This window comes from Neochlamydia sp. AcF65 (genome assembly GCF_018342435.1).
Classification (GTDB): domain Bacteria; phylum Chlamydiota; class Chlamydiia; order Chlamydiales; family Parachlamydiaceae; genus Neochlamydia.
The window spans coordinates 1-20,416 of the sequence record NZ_JAEMUE010000034.1; the positions used below are offsets into that span (position 1 = coordinate 1).

At 37.8% G+C, this 20,416-nt stretch carries 15 protein-coding genes; 5 read left to right on the plus strand and 10 right to left on the minus strand.

Annotated features, from left to right (window positions below; genetic code table 11):
• Nucleotides 1-200 precede the first annotated feature (200 nt).
• The gene (locus NEOC65_RS03555) at nucleotides 201-3,491 is read right to left on the minus strand and encodes a tetratricopeptide repeat protein (protein ID WP_213155721.1); all 3,291 of its coding nucleotides are present in this window, start codon (nucleotides 3,489-3,491) and stop codon (nucleotides 201-203) included.
• Nucleotides 3,492-3,856: 365 nt separating this feature from the next.
• Entirely contained in the window at nucleotides 3,857-7,453 is a 3,597-nt protein-coding gene (locus NEOC65_RS03560) for a tetratricopeptide repeat protein (RefSeq protein WP_213155723.1), read from the minus strand.
• 118 nt (nucleotides 7,454-7,571) lie between these two features.
• Between NEOC65_RS03560 and NEOC65_RS03565 the strand changes: the two genes are divergently transcribed.
• From NEOC65_RS03565 to NEOC65_RS03575, 4 genes are all read left to right on the plus strand, one after another.
• Nucleotides 7,572-7,820, plus strand: a complete 249-nt coding sequence (locus NEOC65_RS03565; protein WP_213155724.1) for a hypothetical protein — start codon at nucleotides 7,572-7,574, stop codon at nucleotides 7,818-7,820.
• 146 nt (nucleotides 7,821-7,966) lie between these two features.
• On the plus strand, nucleotides 7,967-10,045 hold the full coding sequence (locus NEOC65_RS03570) for a hypothetical protein (RefSeq protein ID WP_213155726.1): 2,079 nt from the start codon (nucleotides 7,967-7,969) through the stop codon (nucleotides 10,043-10,045).
• A gap of 41 nt (nucleotides 10,046-10,086) precedes the next feature.
• A complete protein-coding gene (locus NEOC65_RS09785) occupies nucleotides 10,087-10,233 on the plus strand; it encodes a type II toxin-antitoxin system HicA family toxin (RefSeq protein WP_502710349.1) in 147 nt (48 codons plus the stop codon).
• Nucleotides 10,230-10,496: a type II toxin-antitoxin system HicB family antitoxin gene (locus tag NEOC65_RS03575; RefSeq protein ID WP_207391754.1), complete on the plus strand. Its 267-nt coding sequence runs from the start codon at nucleotides 10,230-10,232 to the stop codon at nucleotides 10,494-10,496. The genes NEOC65_RS09785 and NEOC65_RS03575 overlap by 4 nt, the downstream gene beginning before the upstream one ends.
• A gap of 151 nt (nucleotides 10,497-10,647) precedes the next feature.
• Here NEOC65_RS03575 and NEOC65_RS03580 read toward each other — a convergent pair whose 3' ends face one another.
• From NEOC65_RS03580 to aroA, 8 genes are all read right to left on the minus strand, one after another.
• A complete protein-coding gene (locus NEOC65_RS03580) occupies nucleotides 10,648-11,685 on the minus strand; it encodes an ABC transporter substrate-binding protein (RefSeq protein ID WP_213155728.1) in 1,038 nt (345 codons plus the stop codon).
• 1 nt (nucleotide 11,686) lies between these two features.
• On the minus strand, nucleotides 11,687-12,451 hold the full coding sequence (locus NEOC65_RS03585; RefSeq protein ID WP_042243865.1) for an ABC transporter permease: 765 nt from the start codon (nucleotides 12,449-12,451) through the stop codon (nucleotides 11,687-11,689).
• A complete protein-coding gene (locus tag NEOC65_RS03590; protein ID WP_213155729.1) occupies nucleotides 12,448-13,317 on the minus strand; it encodes an ABC transporter permease in 870 nt (289 codons plus the stop codon). Before NEOC65_RS03590 ends, NEOC65_RS03585 begins: the two co-directional genes overlap by 4 nt.
• Before the next feature lies 1 nt (nucleotide 13,318).
• Entirely contained in the window at nucleotides 13,319-14,452 is a 1,134-nt protein-coding gene (locus NEOC65_RS03595) for an ABC transporter ATP-binding protein (RefSeq protein ID WP_502710270.1), read from the minus strand.
• Nucleotides 14,453-14,609: 157 nt separating this feature from the next.
• Nucleotides 14,610-16,082, minus strand: coding sequence for a shikimate dehydrogenase (gene aroE, locus NEOC65_RS03600; RefSeq protein WP_213155730.1), 1,473 nt, complete (start codon nucleotides 16,080-16,082; stop codon nucleotides 14,610-14,612).
• Complete coding sequence (gene aroC, locus NEOC65_RS03605; RefSeq protein WP_213155732.1) at nucleotides 16,082-17,167, minus strand: chorismate synthase; 1,086 nt, start codon at nucleotides 17,165-17,167, stop codon at nucleotides 16,082-16,084. Before aroC ends, aroE begins: the two co-directional genes overlap by 1 nt.
• On the minus strand, nucleotides 17,157-17,684 hold the full coding sequence (locus tag NEOC65_RS03610) for a shikimate kinase (RefSeq protein WP_213155733.1): 528 nt from the start codon (nucleotides 17,682-17,684) through the stop codon (nucleotides 17,157-17,159). Before NEOC65_RS03610 ends, aroC begins: the two co-directional genes overlap by 11 nt.
• A gap of 66 nt (nucleotides 17,685-17,750) precedes the next feature.
• On the minus strand, nucleotides 17,751-19,037 hold the full coding sequence (gene aroA / locus NEOC65_RS03615) for a 3-phosphoshikimate 1-carboxyvinyltransferase (RefSeq protein ID WP_213155735.1): 1,287 nt from the start codon (nucleotides 19,035-19,037) through the stop codon (nucleotides 17,751-17,753).
• Between the two features lie 237 nt (nucleotides 19,038-19,274).
• On the opposite strand from aroA, the gene NEOC65_RS03620 reads away from it, so the two are divergent.
• Nucleotides 19,275-20,267 carry an ROK family protein gene (locus tag NEOC65_RS03620; RefSeq protein ID WP_213155736.1) on the plus strand — a complete coding sequence of 331 codons (993 nt, stop codon included), beginning with the start codon at nucleotides 19,275-19,277 and terminating at the stop codon, nucleotides 20,265-20,267.
• Nucleotides 20,268-20,416: the final 149 nt, after the last annotated feature.

Consider the following 20,416-nt stretch of genomic DNA (forward strand, 5'->3'; position numbering starts at 1 on the left):
ACTTTGCTTTAAAATATAAGTTAATCCTTAAAGCCAATCAGATGGCCTATCAAGAACTGCAAAATTTACAAAGGAGTTCTATGCCTGCGTAAGGTGAGTTTCTAAGTCAATTTGAGGCTTTTCTTCCTGTTAACTTATCTCGCCTTTTGTGACAGTGGTTTGCTTTCATAAAAATACTTGGGAAAGAGTGATCTAAGTTCTTACAGGTCAGCGTTAATTGCTGCTACAGCAGGATGATAAATTCCGTGTGCTGCGATACTGCTTCTAAGCGCTTTTTTAGTATATTCAACTGCTTGTTTTATATTTCCCTGCTTTTTATAGATTTTACCTAAATTATGGTAATCTTTAGCTATCACTAAATGGTTTTCTCCATAAAGTTTGAGATCAATTAATAACGCTTGATTGATACATTCAGCTGCACTCGCTAAATTTACTTGCTCGTAGTAAATCATTCCTAAATTGCTGTAATCACATGCTAACGTAGAATGATTTACACCAAAAAGCTTAAGGTCAATAGCAAGCGCTTTTTTAACACATTTAACTGCTTCGTCTAAGTTATTTTGAGCTTTATAACTCGTTCCCAAATTATTATAACAGATTGCTACAATAGAATGCTTTTCACCAAATAGCAACCTGCTAATTGTTAGCGCTTTTTTGACATGCGTAGCAGCTTTTTTTAAATTTCCTTGATCTTGATAAATCATTCCCAAGTTGTTGTAATAGCCTGCTATTGTAGAATAGTTTTCGCCAAAAAGCTTAAGATCAATTGCCAAGGCTTTTCTAATATATTCTGTTGCCTTTCCCAAATCGTCTTGATCATGATAGATTTGTCCCAGGTTGTTGTAATAGCTAGCTACTGTAGAGTGACTTTCTCCAAAAAGCTCAAGGCTAATTCCAATGGCTTTTTCGATATGTTCAACTGCTTTTGTCAAATTTCCTTGCTCTTTACAAATCATACCCAAATGGTTGTAACTGTTCGCTACCTTAGAATGAGTTTTACCATATATTTCAAGCCTAATTGTAAGCGCTTTCTTGATATATTCAGTTGCTTTTTGTAATTTCCCTTGAGCCTGGTAAATCGTTCCTAAATTAGCGTAGCTATCTGCCACAGTAGGGTAATTTTCACCAAATAGATTGAAGACGATCGCCCGCGCTTTTTTAACATGCTTAGCTGCTTCGGGCAAATTTCCTTGCTCTTTATAAATCATTCCCAAATTGTTATAATTTCTTGCTAAATTGGGATGATTTTCACCGAACAGTTTACGAACTATAAAAAGGGCTTGTTGGTGATATTCAAAAGCTTCTTGTAATTTTCCTTGCGCTTGGCAAATTTGTCCCAATCCAGTGCAATAGCTTGCTACCGTAGGATGAATCTCACCATATCGCATTATACCAATTTTAAGCGCTTTCTTAACTTTATTAGCTGCTTTTTGTAAATTTCCTTTGTCTTGATAGATATGCCCTAAATTATTGTAATAAACCGCTATAGCAGGATGATTTTTTCCGAACAGTTTAATAAATATCTTAAGTGCTTTTTGGGTATACTCAGCGGCCATCGCTAAATTTCCTTGCTCTTTGTAAATCATTCCAAGATTATTGCAATCTCTTGCAATAGTAGGATGTATTTGGCCATAAAGATCATTGTCAATGGTTAATGCTTTTTGGGCATACTTAACGGCTTTATCTAACTTCCCTCGATTTAGGTAAATGTTTGCAAGAATATTTAATACTTGAGATTTTTTTGGGGCTGCTTTTTTTGCTAGCCTATACCAGTCTTTAGCTTCATCAAGTTGAAAAAGCCTTAAAGCTATATCTCCTTCTGTCTGAGGTAAGTTATCCTCTAAATCTGATAATTTCAAGCTTTCTTCATTGCCTGCTAAAAAGCCTTGCATAGCATGATAGAAGGGAATAAAAATTCGATAAATTTTTTTCACCTTTTCTACTGCTTCTGGATCTAGTACAAGCTGCTGTTTGATAAATTCCGGCTCTTCAAACCCGAAGGGCTTAATGAGAGGATTCATCATCTCTTGTTGCGCTTGATAATGAGAATAGGTTTTAAGACGCATGAACAATGTTATGCTCATCCACTCCTGTAGTTTTTTAGTAGCATTCTCCGTTATAACCTTTAGCTTGTTTAGCTGATTAATCCTATTAAATGTATCTGCAGCTGCCACCCCTTTAAGAAGGGCTAGCCGATCTATAGCCAGATGAGGAAAGCGATAAAAATCATTTTTAACTCGGAAAAGCATACCCTGCGTCTCTAAATAGCCCATTCTTGGATCAAAAGTCTCCATATCATCGTGCACGAGGTGTTTCTTGGCTAAATATTGGCGGAGAGTAAAACCTCCTTGATAAGGCTTATTGAGGTTTTCTTGAATTTTTTCAGCATATACCTCGGTTAACTCTTCGTTACCTAGCAAATGAGTAAAAGTTAAAAGCTCCATGGGAAGATGAGGTTCTTTATCATGCCACCATCGGCCTTTTTCATCCTTACCTACGTATTGGGCCATCTTTTCAGGAGTTTGAATAAGCTCAAACGTCCTACCATTGCCAAGAGGAGTTTTACAGCCCTTTCCTTCTACTCCCGCCCCATCAAAAGCAAAACCTCGTGGGGTTATGCTATCAAAAAAATCTATAGCTTTTAAGCAAGGAATATTTAAAGCCGGTAAGATAGTTTCCCCCAAATTAATGACCTTCAAGTGAATCAAAGAGGTCAGACGCTTGAAATATTCTCGATTTGTTGGATTATCTTCTTTTATAAGAATGCCCAACTCTAAATCAGAATAAGGTGTCACCTCTTCTCTAGCTAATGAGCCAAAGCCTATCATGGCATACTCGCAAGGCTCAGCTCCTAAAGCGTCTACACTCTGTTTTACAAGGATTTCAAAGAAAGCTTTTATCTGTTGAGTAATCTCACCAAATAGCTCTCGAACTTCTTCAGGGGAAGGATCGGAGCCGAGAGCTTGGATTTTCTCTTCTATTTCATCCCTAAATTTTTTTAATCCTTCGCGATTATTCCCAAACTGCTTTTTGATTTTAGGAATATCTACAGGTTCTTCTGGGCAAGCCTTACTAAGCAAAATTTCGACTTTTGATAGCTTTTCTTTAATAATTGCTTGCTCGCCTAAAGAGGCATTATGTAGAGCATAATTATAAAGCCCAGCGGCTTGCAGGAGTGTTTCAGAAGTGGCTTTTCTTACATACAGATCACCTAATCTTTCTATATAAAGGCTTTCTTGGATGGGATCTTCCTTTTGAATAGCACGTTTTAAAGCTTGCGTATAGGCTTCTTCCTCATCTAAAAAGCTGCTTTTAATTAGCTGCTTCCATTCTTTACATACAAGCTTGGCTTGGCACAAATCTCGTAGTTTTAATTTTTTGAATATCTTTAAAGCAATTTCTGCATATACTGACGTATCGCTTAGAGGAGAAATAGAATTGTTAAAGGCAGGAAATATAAGAGGATGGGTATTTAATCTCTCAAAATTCATAGGGGTTATCTTTTTACTTAATTTTATTAAAAATTTAAATAGGCATTAACGTTATTTATAGTTTTTATACTAGCTTTTTAGCCTGCTAGGCTGAAAAAACGCTATCGCAGCTACCTTTTCTTTTGCCAGCTTAGCAAAATTTCTTACAGACTTAATCCTTTGTACATGATTAATCAAATTTAATCCCTTCGTATTTTTTAAATCAGGCAATCAGCAAGGTAACCATTTGATTGCTAAGGGGTTTTAAAACTTTGCCGTTAGCTCCACTTGCTTTATAAAAGATTCTTGGAGTTGTGTTTTTCTTTATTGTTGAATGGTTATCTTAGCGAAGCCTTATACGCAAAGTTGCATTCTCATTTCCTAAGTCAACTTGAGGCTTTTCTTCCCGTTAACTTATCTCGCCTCTTATGGTAATAGTTTGTTTTTACAAAAGTTTTGGAAACCAGTAAATTAAGTTCTTGCAGGTCAGTATTAATTGCTGCTACAGCAGGATGAAAAATTCCGTGCGCTGCGATACTGCTTCTAAGCGCTTTTTTAGTATATTCAACTGCTTGTTTTATATTTCCCTGCTTTTTATAAATTTTACCTAAATTATGGTAATCTTTAACTGTCTCTGAGTGATTTTCTCCATAAAGTTTAAGATCAATTAATAGCGTTTGATTGATACATTCAGCTGCCATCCCTAATTTTCCTTGCTCGTAGTAAATCATTCCTAAATTGCTGTAATGACATGCTAAAGCAGAATGGGTGGCACCAAAAAGCTTAAGGTCAATAACAAGCGCTTTTTTAACACCTTTAACTGCTTCATCTAAGTTATTTTGAGCTTTATAAATCGTTCCCAAATTATTATAACAGATTGCTACAGTAGAATGCTTTTCACCAAATAGCAACCTGTTAATTGTTAGCGCTTTTTTGACATACCTAGCAGCTTTTTTTAAATTTCCTTGATCCTGGTAAATCATTCCCAAGTTGTTGTAATAGCCTGCTATTATAGAATAGTTTTCGCCAAAAAGCTTAAGGTCAATTGCCAAGGCTTTTCTAATATATTCTGTTGCCTTTCCCAAATCTCCTTGATCGTGATAGATTTGTCCCAGATTGTTGTAATAGCTAGCTACTGTAGAGTGATTTTCTCCAAAAAGCTTAAGGCTAATTCCAATGGCTTTTTCAATATGCTCAACTGCTTTTGCCAAATTTCCTTGCTCTTCGCAAATCATACCCAAATCATTGTAACTATTCGCTACCTTAGAATGAATTTCACCATATATTTCAAGCCTAATTGTAAGCGCTTTCTTGATATATTCAGTTGCTTTTTGTAATTTTCCTCGATCCAGGTAAATCGTTCCTAAACTTTGGTAGCCAGAAGCTACGGTGGAATGTTTTTCTCCAAAAAATTTAATACACATATCAAGAGATTTCTTAGCACATTCGGACGCCTTCTGCAAATCCATTTGATCACGGTAAACTGTTGCTAAAGTGTTGTAAATTGTTGCTACATTAGGATGATTTTCTCCATAAAGTTTAAGATCAATTAATAGCGCTTGATTGATACATTCAGCTGCCCTCTCTAATTTCCCTTGCTCTTTATAAATCATTCCCAAATTATGATAATCCATTGCAACATGTGGAGAATCTATAGTATCAAGTTTGCTATCAATTTTGAGTGCTTGGTTGACATAATCACACGCCTGCTTTAGGTCTCCTTGGTTACGGCAGATTTCCCCTAAAATGCTATAAAGTATGGCCCGCGCAGGATGTATTATATTATAAATCTTAGTTGCAATTTTAAGTGCTTTATGAGCGAATTCTTCTGCTTTCTCTAAATTTCCTTGGGAATGATAAATCGTTCCTAAATTAGTGTAATTTCTTTCTATTTTTGAATGATTTTTCCCATATATCCTAAAATCAATTTTAAGTGCTTTTTCAAAAAAATGAGCCGCCTTATCTAAATTTCCTTGAGAGTCGTAAATTACTCCGAGAGCAGTTAGTACTTGTGTATTTTCTGAATCTATTATTATTGCACGTTTGTAACATTTTTTGGCCTCATCAAGTTGAAAAAGTCTTAAAGCTATATCTCCTTCTGCCTGAGGCGAGTTTTCCCCTAAATCTGATAATCTAAGGCTTTCTTCATTGCCTGATAAAAAGCCTTGCACAGCATGATAGAAAGGAATAAAAATCCGATAAATTTTTTTTACCTTTTCTATTGCTTCAAGATCTAGTGTAAGCTGCTGTTTGATAAATTCCGGCTCTTTAAACCCGAAGGGCTTAATGAGAGGATTCATCATCTCTCGTTGCGCTTTATAATAAACATAGGTTTTCAGGCGCATAAACAATGTTATGCTCATCCACTCCTGTAGTTTTTTAGCAGCATTCTCCGTTATAACCTTTAGCTTGTTTAGCTGATTAATCCTATTAAATGTATCTGCAGCTGCCACCCCTTTAAGAAGGGCTAGCCGATCTATAGCCAGATGAGGAAAGCGATAAAAATCATTTTTAACTTGGAAAAGCATACCCTGCCTCTCTAAATAGCCCATTCTCGGATTAAAAGTCTCCATATCCTCTTGAACTAGATGTTGCTTGGCTAAATATTGGCGGAGAGTAGAGTCTTCTTGATAAAGCGTATCAAGGTTTTCTTGAACTTTTTGTCTATATTGCTCAGTTAACTCTCCCTTACCTAGCAGATGAGTAAAAGTTAAAAGCTCCATGGGAAGATGAGGCTCTTTATCATGCCACCACTGGCCTCCCTCATCCCTAGTGATATATTGGGCCATCTTTTCAGGAGCTTGGATGAGCTCGAATGTCGTACCATTACCGAAAGGAGTTTTACACCCCTTTCCTTTTACACCCGCTCCATCAAAGGCAAAGCCACGTGGCGTAATATCATCAAAAAAATTCGTGGATTTTATACAAGGAATATTTAAAGCTGGCAGAATGGTTTCTCCTAGATTAATGACTTTTAAGTGAATCAAAGTGGTCAGGCACTTAAAATACTCTCGATTTATTGAAGTATCTTCTTCTATAAGGATACCAAACTCTAAATCGGAATAAGGTGTCACCTCTTCTCTAGCCAAGGAGCCAAAGCCTATCATGGCATAATCGCAAGGCTCTGCGCCTAAGGTGTCGATACTCTGTTTTACAAGCATTTTAAAGAAAGCTTTTACGCCTTCAGCAATGTCATGATAAAGAGTTTTTACCACCTGAGGCGAAGGATCCTCTAGCAAACAGTTGACTTGTTTCTCTATGTGATTTCTAAAGGTTTTTAACTGTTGGCGGTTGTCGTCGAATTGCTTTTTCCTTAGTTTAGAACTTAAAGGCTTTCCCTCGCACAGCTTGATTAGCAAATTTTCGACTTCTAATAGTTTTTCTTTGATATCCTCCTGTTTATCCGCAGAAGACCGAAGAAAAGCATAATTATAGAGTCCTGCTGCTTGAAGAAGAGTTTCTTGAGTTCCTTTTACGGTATAAATATCCCCTAATCTTTCTACGCAAAAGCTTTCTGAGATAAGATCTTCATTTTTAACGGCAAATTTTAAAGCTTGGGTGTAGGCTTTTTCTGCTTTTTCAAGATTGCCTTTTGATAAAACGGTATCTTTTTCTAGAAGCTTTCTTATTTCATCGTGTGCTAAATCATCAAAAGAAAGGAGAGTTTGTTCATAGATAGCTGGCGATAGGGAGGCTAAGGAGCTGAAGCTTTTAGGGGCTACATTCTTATCCTTAAGATTACCAGGTTGGTTTTTGTTAGTGATTTTAGATTTAAAACCATTAGGACAAATTTTTTTCCATAAATCAGTCGCTTCTACAACTTGTTTCCATTCTTTACATACTAACCTTACACGACATAGATCTGGAAGTCCAAGTTCCTGGCATATCTTTAGATCAATTTTTCCATAGGTAGGTGGTTTATCTTTTTTCCCTTGCCATTCAAAAGATCTATCAGACTTAATGGAAGAAGTCTCTGAAATCATTAATATAACCGCCTTTCATAAAAATTAATAATATTTGCAAATTGTGGGTTGTAGCGTAGCCATCATTTATTATTTTTTCTTGCCACTTTCCTTATATCTCCTACAATGACCACTGCAGATGGTGGCCAAATATAAAGGTATAATATTTTTAAAAATAAATTTTACACAACAAACTTTTATTGAAATGCTATGCACCTTTCAAACTGTCCCCTCTAGCAACAAAAATGATTATTATGCCATGATGGGAAAGAAAATTCCTAAAGAATTTACCATGGGCAAACAATCGATCGAATGGGCATTTCAGGAAGCAGTTAAAGATAATAATTATTATTTATTTTTTTTTAATTTCGAAACCGTAGAGTTATAAAATTAGTTAAAAACACCTTCTTTACCTAAACTAATTTATTGCCTAAAACAAGGCTTTTACTTAAGATTTTTGCTAAAATTAGAGCAAGCACTTATGCATTTAACATTAATATGTTTAGCTTCCCTCACTAAGAGAAAGGATTATTTATGGCTCTAACATACGAGCAGGTCGAAATCAGTGGCAATGAAGAGAATTTTTGTTACAAAAAGCATGCTTATTCTCTCCAACAAAAAGTAATTGCCAATTGGAAGGGTAAAGAAGTTCGCCTAGCCATTTTAAAGGATAAAAGCAAAGCATTTAATCCACTTAAACGCTTGATTTGCTTAATCTATGGTGTGCTGTTAAAAGTATGTTTTCAAAATATTGCTGCGCGTGTTTGGCTTGAAAAGGGCCTTAAAGGCAAAAACGTGATTGTCGTTATTTCTCCTGCAAATAGTTCACCCTCTTGTAATAAAATTTCGATAAAGGGCAAGAATGTTTTAAATCCCAAAAATTTAGTCCTTCCCCTTTCCCCTAAAGAAAATGCTAGGTTTCAGGGCTTAAAGAAAAACCCACCCATCAGGTATCCAGTATCCCCTACCTCTAAAAATATTTTAAGATCTCCTAGGAACCTTAAAGAAAAGATAAATTTTAATGATCTTCTTAAATTTTCTAACTATGTTTCTGGAAAATCTTTTGAAGAGTTGGATTTTGAAACATTTGAAAGAATGGAACTGGAAATAGAAAAAATATGTAGAATACAGGCTAGTTTATCTCCTGAACATCCTTTAGCAGTCCAACTGACAGATGCATTGAGTAAGTTAAGCAGCCAGAATAAAGCTGTGGGGCTTATTTTTGAATTTACCACCCTTGAGCATCAGCTTTCTAGTTTAACTTTGAATGAAAAATGGGAAGAAATGAACTCTTTCATATTAAAACCTGGAGAGAATGTTCACTTTAATAAAATGGAAGAGAAGCAAAACCTTATTCTGGCTAGGTTTCAGCATTATTTAAATCATAAAGGCATCCCCCCTGAAAAGCTGAAGGATAAAAACTTTTTAAAAACTGAACTGCAAGCTTACCGTAAAGAAATTTTTTATACTAATCAAGCTTTGCATAGCAAAATGAAAGGAAAGAAAATTCAATGGATAGCAAGCTCTCGCTCTGCCGCTCTACCTTTAATGCAAAGGATCGCTCAATTAGCCGATAAAACGGGGAAACAAATTTTTAAAGTGCCCACCTTAGTATCCACTAGTATTCTACTACATTATAAACTTGCTCCTCTCACAGGCGAACTTGGGTTAGGAATATCTCCCGTAGCAGTGAATAAGGAAAATTTATCAGGAATGGCTATGAATGGCTTTGAAACCTGTTGGGCTTACGCGCAAAAATCCCGCTCTTTATTTGATACCCAAAAAGAAATAGAGAAAATTTTGAATTTTGATCCTACGCTTGGATTAAGTACCAATCGCTTAAAAATAGCTGTACTACGATTAATATTAATGAACCAGCATCCTACTCGATGGCCTAAGTTAAAGCACCATATTCGAACAAAAATTTTAGCAAAAGCTTTGCAAACAGAAACTATCTTCCAAAAATCTCTTTTAGAAGAAGGATGGGAAGCAAAAGGAAAATTAATTGGGAGTCCTTTCCCAAAACGTGGCAGAAAAATTAATGAGCAAGAAATCTTAACCAAAGGACAAATTGTAGTAATTCCTCGATCTTCTGGAGAAAGAAAACTAGGAATGGTTTGCGAGGCCACAGCTCAAGAAGATAGCTACAATTATACTATCTTAGTCGAAATTGAAGGTGGGGGAAAAAGAATCTATAAAGCAAGAAAAATAAGAATCCCTAAGGAAGAAGATTTATTAGAAATTTTTAAAGGATTGCCTAAACTAAATAGCACTCAAACAATAACTTTAAAGAACTTGTTAAGAAGCCAAGTTCAAGAGATACGAAAAATTCTTAAACTCTTTAATCAGGTAAAACCTTTAGAGTTATCCCCTAGTCAGGCATCACTAATTAAAAATTCATTTCCTCTAATATGGGCTTCTAGCACTATTAATTCCAAAAATTATCAGCTAGATGTTAAAGGAGAAAGCCTAGTTACCGGTCATGCTGAGCTTGGCAAAGATATACAATTTGCGTTTACAGATGAAAAACATGCCGATGTATTAAAGGAGGCTGTAGAGCCTTATGGTGTTACCGTTCTTACTGTACAAGAAGGGCGATACTTAGTTGAATAGGTAAAACTAGAAAAGCTTTATTACGCCCTGTTGAGGCAAAGATTACCGAGGGAGAAGGATTGCGCATACGATTTGTATTAAATGGCATACGGGCTACTTTCCACCGCCCTCATCCTAAAAAAGAGGCTGATAAAGGCGCTCTAGTTTCGATGCGGTGTTTCTTAGAAAATGCAGGAGTAAAACCATGATGAAATATAAAGGATATACGGGTCATGTCGTCTATGATGATGAAGCCAAAATTTTTCACGGAGAAGTTCTGGGAATAAGAGACCTCATTACATTTCAGGGAAAAACAGTTGATGAACTAGAGCAGGCTTTCAAAGACTCTGTGCAGGATTATCTTACTTTTTGTGCAAAAAGAAAAGAAGAACCTGCAAAGCCTTTCTCCGGAAAATTTAACTTACGCCTCTCACCCGAATTGCATGCAAAGCTTAGCTCCAAGCTAAATTAAATCAGATGAACTTAAACAGCTATATTAGCAAGGTTTTAAAAACAGCTTTATAAGATTCAATAATCAAGTAATGGAAATGCTTCCCACTCCTCGCTCATTTTCTTTTCCATAATTTTTTAACCCTCTGATTGGCAAGCTTCTCGAATCAAGTTTAACTCTTTTTAACTTTATCCCAAGCCTGATTGTAAAGCTCACCATCTTTTCCTAAATATTTTAGAACTTCTGATTTCTCCACCATAGCTGGCGGAGGAAAAAGAGAGGGGTTTTCCTGCATTTCTTTAGGTAAAAGAGCATAGGCAGCTTGGTTGGGTGAAGGAAAGCAGGTGAATTGCATATTTTCTGCAGCTACCGCCCCTTCCAATAAAAAATTAATAAAAGCATGTGCTAAACTAGGATTAGGGGCGTGTTGCGGAACAACAGCATAATCAAGTGAAATAATAGAGCCCTCCTGAGGGATAAAGAAGCCTACGTGGCTATTCTCCCTCATGACTTGGAGCATATCCCCATTGTAGCCTTGCGCCACAATATATTCAGCACTAGCAATTCCATGTTTATTCTGCTCGCTCTCAAATTTAGCTAGATTTTTTTTCCATACAAGCAACTGATCAACAGCTTGATTTATCTCTGCTTTATTAATACTGTTGGCGCTAAAGCCTAAATATTTTAGGGCTGCTCCTATGGTTTCCCGCATATCATTAAGCATCGTCATGCGCCCTCGCATATCTGATCGGCCAAATATTCCCCAGCTTTGATCTTCCACCTTAATTTTATCTTTACGATAAGCAATCCCACTATAGCTCATCGCAAAAGGCACTCCATAGATGATCGTGCCTTCATCAAACTTTTCAGGGGTATAATGAGGTGTAAGATTCTTTAAATATGAAAGTGAACTGATAGGAATAGGATTTAACATTTTTTGTTGCAGCATTAGCTCATAGGTGTAGCCACTAGGAAAGATCACATCATAGCCTGTAACGCCTAGCTTTAATCTGGCGTACATGGACTCATTGCTATCAAAAGTATCGTATACTACCCGACAATTATGCTCTCGCTCAAATTTTTCAATCAGCTCAGGTTTAATGTAATCGGCCCAAATGTACAAATGCAGTTCATTTTCAGGGGTACTGCAAGTGGTGACAAGAATGGCTAAATAGGCAAAAGCGATCATAAAAAACAGCCACTTTCTCATGCTACTCCTCTGACAAATGTTGGGTCAGCCAAATAATTATAAAAGTAAAGATCAATAAAATTACCGATAAGGCATTAATCACAGGGGTGGAGCCATATTTTATCATGCTATAGATGTAGATAGGTAGAGTGGTTGTCCCTTGGCCTACCACAAAGAAAGTAATCACAAAATCATCTATAGAAAGAGTAAAAGCTAACATGGCACCTGCCGCAATGCCTGGAGCAAGCAAAGGAATAAGAACTTTGCGCAGTACCGTCCAACTGCTAGCACCTAGATCTTGAGCGGCTTCAATAATGGAAAAATCAAAATTTTGCAGGCGAGCTAATATCACCATCGTCACATAACTAAGGCAAAAGGTTGTATGCGTGATAAATACCGTAAACAAGCCTAATTTGATATTTAAAGCCATAAACAATAATAGCAAGCTCATGCCGGTCAAAATATCTGGGATCACTAAAGGCACATAGACTAAACCGTAGTGGGCTTTTTGAAAACGCGTTTTATAGCGATAAAGGGCTAAAGCTGCTGTAGTCCCTAAGATGGAAGAGGCAAAAGTAGCGCTTAAGGCTACAATCAATGAATTGCGAAAAGATTGCCACAAGGCTCGCTCGCGTAAAAGGCGTTCATACCATTTCCAGGTAAATCCCGCCCATTCTCCACCAAAACGCGAATCATTAAAAGAATTAATAAAAAGCACGATAATGGGAAGATAAAGAAAAATCAAAACGATAATAGTGATGATAAAAGGGAAACGGCTTTTTTTCATTCTTTTGTCCGCCCTTCAAAGCTTAATTTCTTCGCTTTACTTTGTATAAGGGTAAAAATACTCATGGGCAGTAGGATAATTATAGAGAGTAACGCCGATAAACCACTTGCTAAAGGCAAGTTGCGATCAATAAAAGTACGTTGAGCTATTTTATTGCCTATCATTTCACTTTGCGTCCCTCCTACAAGATCAGGAATCACATAAGCACCAATAGCAGGAATAAACACCATTAAGGTAGCTGTTCCCAGGCCTTTCCGAATAGAGGGCAGAAAAACCTTTACAAAAGCATAGAGCCTCGTAGAACCTAAATCTGCTGCAGCTTCCAGCAATTGAAAATTAAATTTTGAAGCTGAAGCATAGATGGGTAGAACAGCAAACGGCAGATAGGTATAGACCATCACTAACAGAACCGTCCCGGAATTATAAAGAAGAGATATGGAAGGATCTGCCAGATGTAATTGCACTAAAAAATTTTTAAAAAAGCCTTCAGGATGTAATAAAGCTTTCCAGGCAAAAATACGTACGAGAAAACTGCTCCAAAAAGGAACAATGATTAGCAACAAAATAAGCTGGCGTGTTCTTGTGGAAGCACGGGCAAGCTGATAGCCAACCGGAAGTGCACAAGCAAGGCAAAAAACTGTAGTTAGCACACTCAACCAAACGGTTCGCCATATTAACAATAAGTAGCTAGCGTCCAACAAAGTATAAATATTCTCTAAGGTCCATCCCTGTCCTATGCCTCCAAAAGAATCACTAGGCTTGAAGGCAAAAGTAAAGATAACAAGCGTAGGAATAAAAAAGAAAATAATGAGCCATATAAAAGAGGGCATGGTTAGAGCAAGCTCTTCTAGCTTAGCCTTCTTCATCTTATTCGCCCTGCTTTTCAATGGAAACTTGGGGATTGTATCTCTCTAAAATAAAGCCATCATCGGCATGCCACCATATCCACACTTTATCATTCCAACGAATAGGATGCTCATCCAGTAAAAAGCGGCGGTGTTGCTGAGTAACAGCAATGCGATGACCTTCAACTCTTACCCAAAAGTTTGTATGCGCCCCCTTATATACCACGTCTTCGACCACGCCTGGCACCTGATTGTGACGAGGATGGTGAGGCGGTTGTTCGCGGGAAATATGCATTTTCTCTGGGCGCACACTCAGATGGACCAGGTCTCCCACATTAAGCTGTTTGTCATTAAAGCAAAGAACATTGGGAAAATTATCTAACGTTAAAAGGCTGTAGTCTTGAGAAACTTTTTCAGCTACATGGCCGTCCAAAAAATTAGTATCGCCAATAAAAGCTGCCACAAAGCTGCTCTTAGGAGCTTCATAGAGTTCAATAGGAGTTCCTATTTGCTCAAGGCTCCCTTGGCGCAAAACAGCGATACGATCGCTCACTGCCATCGCCTCAGTCTGATCATGGGTAATAAATAAAAAGGTAATACCCACCTCATCATGAATCAAATCTAATTCTAGAAGCATTTTTTGACGCAATTTAAGATCTAATGCTGCCAGAGGTTCGTCTAGTAATAAGACGCGGGGTTTATTTATTAAAGCTCTTGCTATAGCTACACGTTGCTTTTGCCCTCCACTAATCTGATCAGGCATTTTATAGGCTGATTCTTTAAGCTGAATCAGATGTAGCATGCGGTCTACTTCAAAATCGATTTCCTTTTGAGGCCTTTTAGCGACGCGTAGACCAAAAGCAATATTTTCCCAAATATTAAGATGAGGAAAAAGCGCATAATTTTGAAAGACAGTATTAACAGGACGTTGATGAGGAGGAATATGGGTAATATCTTGCCCATCTAATAGAATCTTTCCTTGGGTTGGTCGTTCAAAACCCGCTACAATGCGCAGCAAAGAGGTTTTACCACAACCGCTAGGACCTAAAAGAGAGAAAAATTCTCCTTTCTTGATCGAAAAAGTAACATCTTGAAGGGCTTTTACATTACCAAATTCTTTGGATATACCTATAAACTCTAAGGAATCTGTCATCAACAAGCCTTATCTTAATTAAAATGTTCTTTTTACCCAGCAGGTAGCATGATAGCAAAGACTAGGCAATACATCAAGAAATTACACAGGAAATTAATCAGATGGGTTAGATCAAAAATAAAGAGGAATCGGCAATCATGCAAATCAGGTTTTAAACAATTTAATTTACAAGCAAAGCTTCTAAAGCCTTCTTTTCTAAAATTTCTAAAGCAACTTTTTCATCAATTTTTTCAGGAAACCAAAGTTTAAACTGCTTTAGAGCTTGCTTAATAAACATTTGATATCCATATACAATGCGACAACCTTTCTTGAGGGCATTTTTTAAAAAGTCAGTATCTTTAGGATTGGAGGTAATATCCATAACAAGCGCTTCTTTTTTAAGATGGCTCGAAGCCATCGAAAAGGCGTGCGAGGTGCAGTTAATTAAGATGTCATAACCAGCTTGAAAATAGGCTTGCATCATTTCCAAGCTTCCCGCTTGGCCACCAAAATCATCAGCTAGTTGCTCAGCTTTTTGGATAGTACGGTTTAAAATGATGAGTGCCGCTCCTTTGCGCTGGGCTTCAAAAGCAATCGCGCGTGCAGCACCCCCAGCTCCCAATAGAATAATTTTCTTATTTTTGACGGTTCCCCAGGTTTCTATACTTTCTAAGGCGCCTTTACCATCCGTATTATAGCCTATCCACTGTCCGTTCTTTAATAATAAAGTATTTACAGCTCCAATCGCTAAAGCCTCCTCATCCACCTGATCTAAAAAATCTATAATTTCTCTTTTAAGCGGCATGGTGACACTTAATCCTTGAAACCCTAAATTTTTCATTAAATTCAAACAAACTTTAAGCTCTTGGGGTTTTACGCGCATTTTTACATAAACAGCATTTAAATTAAGAGCGTGCATAAGCGCATTATGAGTGAGATGGCTGATGCTAGCTGCTACAGGATCTCCAATTAGCCCGTATAGCGCCGTATGCGGGTTTAAAGCTTTATAGCCATAGACTTCCCTTAGCTGCTCGGCAGGGAGCTGCCCTGGTGCTACCTTACACTTCTCATCCAAGCTAGCATATGTTATTGGGCTTCCTACAACTGGAGCTAAAATTCGGCTTATCTCTCCTGCTTCTCCCATGCTAATGGAAATCATGTCTTGCTGATTTTTAGCCTCTTGCATCTGCTTTAAGGTATTCACAGTGCTAAAGGAATACCTCGCAATTTTGTAGATTCCATTTTTTATAGGAGGCAATTTATTCAACCCATCTTTCAGATTTATAGAAGTATCCTTAAAATAGTGGCGGGAAATAATCAATTTAATGCCCGGCTGGTCATGGCTTATTTGCTTTATAAAAGCTTGAGGCACATCGGCCTCAATATCTAAGTAGGCGGGCTTACAAGCAGCCAAACATTTAATTTCTTGTAAGCGAGTTTTTTCATCGTAAGGATAATGACCTCCCTGCAATTTAGAGCGCAGAGTGAAAATCATAGGTAAAGCAAATTCCTTTAATAAACTCTTAAGAGCAGTAAGCTCACGATGAATAAAATAATCTAAGCGCAGTTCAATTAAGTCAGCATACGAGCTGGCTTGCTGAATTTGCAAGCGTGCTTCTTCCATAGTCGGCCCTAAAATGACTATACAAATCACTATAACCTCGATAAACGATTCATAAGCAGAGCGTCCGCTAATACAAGCGCTGCCATAGCTTCAACCACAGGCACGGCCCGAATAGCTACACAAGGATCGTGACGCGAGCCTGCGGGCAGTTTAAATGTGGCTGCCTCGCCTTGTCTATTAACGGTTTCCATCGCTTTCATCACACTTGAAGGAGGCTTAAATACCACGCGTGCTATCAAAGGCATCCCAGTAGAAATACCTCCCAATGTTCCACCGGCATGATTGGTAGCAGTGGTAATCTTTCCTTGCTGCTGCTGAAAAGAATCATTATGCATAGAGCCCGGCATCTTCACAGCTTGAAAGCCTGCGCCAATTTCAAAACCCTTGGTAGCAGGCAGGGTCATCATCGCCTTAGCCAAATTGGCTTCCAGCTTCTCATACATAGGATCTCCTAATCCTACAGGAAGGTTATGAGCCATTAATTCAACTATCCCTCCTAAAGAATCACCCTCTTCTTTAGCTTGCATAATAGCCTTTTGCATAGACTGAGCAGCTTCTGCATCAGGACAGTAGATAGGGCTTTTATAAACTTTCTCCGAAAGATTAGATGAAAAAGAAACTTCTGCGGCTATATTAGCCACTTGCAAAAGATAAGCAATCACCTGAATATCGTAATGCCTTAATAATTTTTTAGCCACCGCTCCTGCTGCCACCCGGCAGGCTGTTTCTCTTGCTGATGAGCGTCCCCCTCCTCGATAATCAAAGAGACCATATTTTTCTAAATAAGTAAAATTAGCGTGGCCTGGTCTTAAAAGGTTCTGAATAGACTCATATTTGCTAGAGTCTACATCTCTATTTTTAATAAAGATAGAAATGGGAGTGCCCGTGGTTTTACCATCGAAAACACCTGATAAGATTTGACATCGATCGCTCTCTTGGCGAGGCGAAGTGTATATACTATGTCCAGGAGCACGTAAAGCCAAAGCCTGGTTAATGTCTTCTTCTTGCAGCAGCAAGCCTGCTGGGCAACCGTCGATAACTACTCCGATGGCTGGGCCATGGGATTCACCCCATGTGGTGATTTTAAAAATATTTCCTATTGAATTACTGGCCATGATAACTCTCGTAAATAATTGCTACAATTTGAGAGACACTTAATGAACCTGTTTCAACGATTTGGTCAGCATATAATTCATAAAAAGGAGAGCGCCTCCTTATTAGCTTTTGATAAGCTTCTACAGGCTTTTCTTCATTCTCTAGATAGGAAGGAAGTGGATGATCTAATAATCGTTTCTCTAAAATAGCCAAAGAGGTCTTTATATAAATAATTTTGCCTATTTTTTTAAGAATTTTTACATTCTCTAACTTTTCTAAAGCTCCTCCGCCTAGTGAAATAACCGAACATGTATAACCTTGTAAGGATGAAATAGCTTGCTGCTCATACGCGCGAAATTGGCTCTCCCCTTCTCGCTTAAAAATCTCGCGGCAAGAAATTTGAATGTTTTTTTTATTTTTATAACATTTTTCAACTAATCTATCGGTATCAATGAATGGCCAACCAAATTTACAAGCTACTTGCTTACCTAATGTTGTTTTTCCAGTCAGCGGCGGTCCTGCTAAAATAATATTCATGTTAAAAATTTCCCATCCATACGATAAAAGATTAATCAGTAAGAAGATTTTCCTTAAAAGCTACTTTTAAACTTCTTCTATATTAGCACCTAAGCGCTTAAAATCTTGCACAAAAGTTGGGTATGTTTTTTCAATACAGTTAGAATGATGAATAGCGGTTTTGCCTTTTGCACCCATAGCTGCTATCGCTAAAGCCATCGCTAGGCGATGATCTTTATGAGAGAAAAGAGAGGCTCCTTTTAATGGATTTCCTGTAATACAAAGGCCCGAGTGAGACTCTTGAATATGAGCCCCCATTTTATTTAACTCTTTGGCTATACAAGCTATGCGATCACATTCTTTCTGGCGTGCTACCGCTGCATTTATAATTGAGGTCTGGCCTTCTGCGTAACAGGCCACGACAGCAAGGATAGGAAGAGCATCTATGCAATCATTGATATCTACAGTCATTCCTTTTAAAGGTGCTCTTGGATAGACATGTATGCTGTGGGCCTGCTCATTAATCTCTATGCCAGCACCCATTTGCTTAAAAATATTGACAATAGCTTTATCCCCTTGCAGATCATGCATGGAAAGGTTATTAAGCACAACTTCCGACTGAGTAACGATAGCAGCAGCTATAGGAAAAGCAGCAGAGCTCCAATCTCCTGGCACTGCATATTCAAAGCCATCATAGCTACCTATTCCCTGAACTTTAAAATTTTTATAGCCATGGTTTTCATAAGGCACTTTTAATCTTTTAAGCCAATCCAGAGTTAAATCAATCCAAGGTTTTTCGCCGGTCTGATGCACCTCTAACTCTAAAGTACCTTTTAAGAAGATAGCCGCCATTAGCAAAGAAGAGATATTTTGAGAGTCAGAGCCATCTTCTATAACACACTGACCTGGCCTTAAAGGCCCTTTTATAATTACAGGTGCAAATCCATCTCCTCGTGTAGAGATCGCTTGTACTCCCAATTGCTCTAAAGTTTTAAGAAGGACATGCATAGGCCGTTGATGCCGGATTGATTCATCTCCTGTAATTACAATAGGATGCGTGCCTAAAGCAGCAATGGCAGAAATAAAGCGTAAGATTATGCCAGAATTATGGGCATTAATCACATTTTCTGCTCCCTTAATTTTTCCCCCGATACCTTCAATCTGTAGATGATCGTCTTGGACAGTAATTTTAGCTCTCAGATAACGACAAGCTTCCATCATGGCCAGGCAATCGGGAGAATTTAGATAATGGTGGACAAGAGAAATATTTTTTCCTAAGGCTCCTAATAAAATGGCCCGATGTGTTTGTGACTTAGAAGAAGGAATTTGAATTTCACCTGAAAGAGATGAAGGTCTTACTATTAATGTTTTCATAAAAAATTTCTCGTTCCCCCTAGGCTGTCTAACCTTACTTTTTTCTCTACAGACGGCAGGATAGCTTAGGCAAACAGCTGAAGTCAAATTCTCTTTCTTAATTATCGTTCTTATATTTGGATCAGATTAGGCGACTTTTTGTAACATGTAAGGATAGCTGGTAAAATTGCCAATAACTTTGTTTATTTATAATTACTATTTAGCTATATCCAACTTTTAAAGTAGGAGACTAACTGCATGGCAAAAAAATATGCAATTGGGATGGATATTGGAGGCACTAAGATTGAAATAGGCTTGGTCGATCGTTATGGCACTATTCATCAAAAAAAAAGAATTTCCACCCATGCTAGTCGCCAGCAAGAAGTGATTGAACAGGAGATCATTCAAACGATTCAAGAATTTCATAATTTGGGAAAAAGTTTTATCTGCGGGATTGGAATTGGTGTACCGGGGCAGGTCAGCGCTAAGGATGGGTCCATCGTTTTTGCTCCCAATTTAAATTGGCATAACATTTCTTTAAAGAAAAAGATTGAAGAGGTAACTTCCTTGCCTGTAACTATTACCAATGATGGACGTGCAGCTACCTGGGGAGAGTGGTTAAATGGTGCAGGAAAAGGCAGCAATAATATTGTGTGTGTATTTGTCGGCACAGGAATTGGCGGTGGTATCGTCAATGAAGGCAAAGTTATGCCTGGCTACACTAACTGTGCGGGCGAATTAGGTCACATGATTATTCAAATGAATGGTCCGCCTTGCACCTGTGGAAGCCATGGATGTTTCGAGGCGATGGCCTCAGGATGGGCGATAGCCAAAAAAGCTAAAGAATTGGTATACAAAAATCCTTCCCAAGGAAAAGCTTTATTAGATCTTACCGCTGGAGATATTTCCACGATCTCGGCAAAGCTTGTCATTCAAGCCTACAAGGAAGGTAATATCCTGGCAGGCAAAATTCTAAATGAAGTCATGGAAGCTTTAACGATTGGCTGTAGCAATATGATTAATGTTTTTAATCCTGAAAGGTTAATTTTAGGAGGCGGGATTATCCAGGGGTTACCTGAAGCTGTGGATTATATAAAAAAGAGAGTTAAAAATTATTCATTAAAAGCAGCCACTTCCACACTTGAAATTTTACCTGCCACTTTCACTGAAGATGCCGGCACTATAGGCGCTGGAGCTTTAGCCTGGCATCAACATTTAAACTCTTCCAAAAATAAAGAAACTTGGATCTAACACTCTTAAAATCTTGTTTTTATTGGATTTAGCCCTACAAAAAATTTTTTATATTGTGCGAGCTTTTGCATATGAAATGGAGCAGGCAAACTTTAGAGGGGCTGTACACATATTGGCAAAGATAAAAGATATTATCCAGTGTTTAAAAA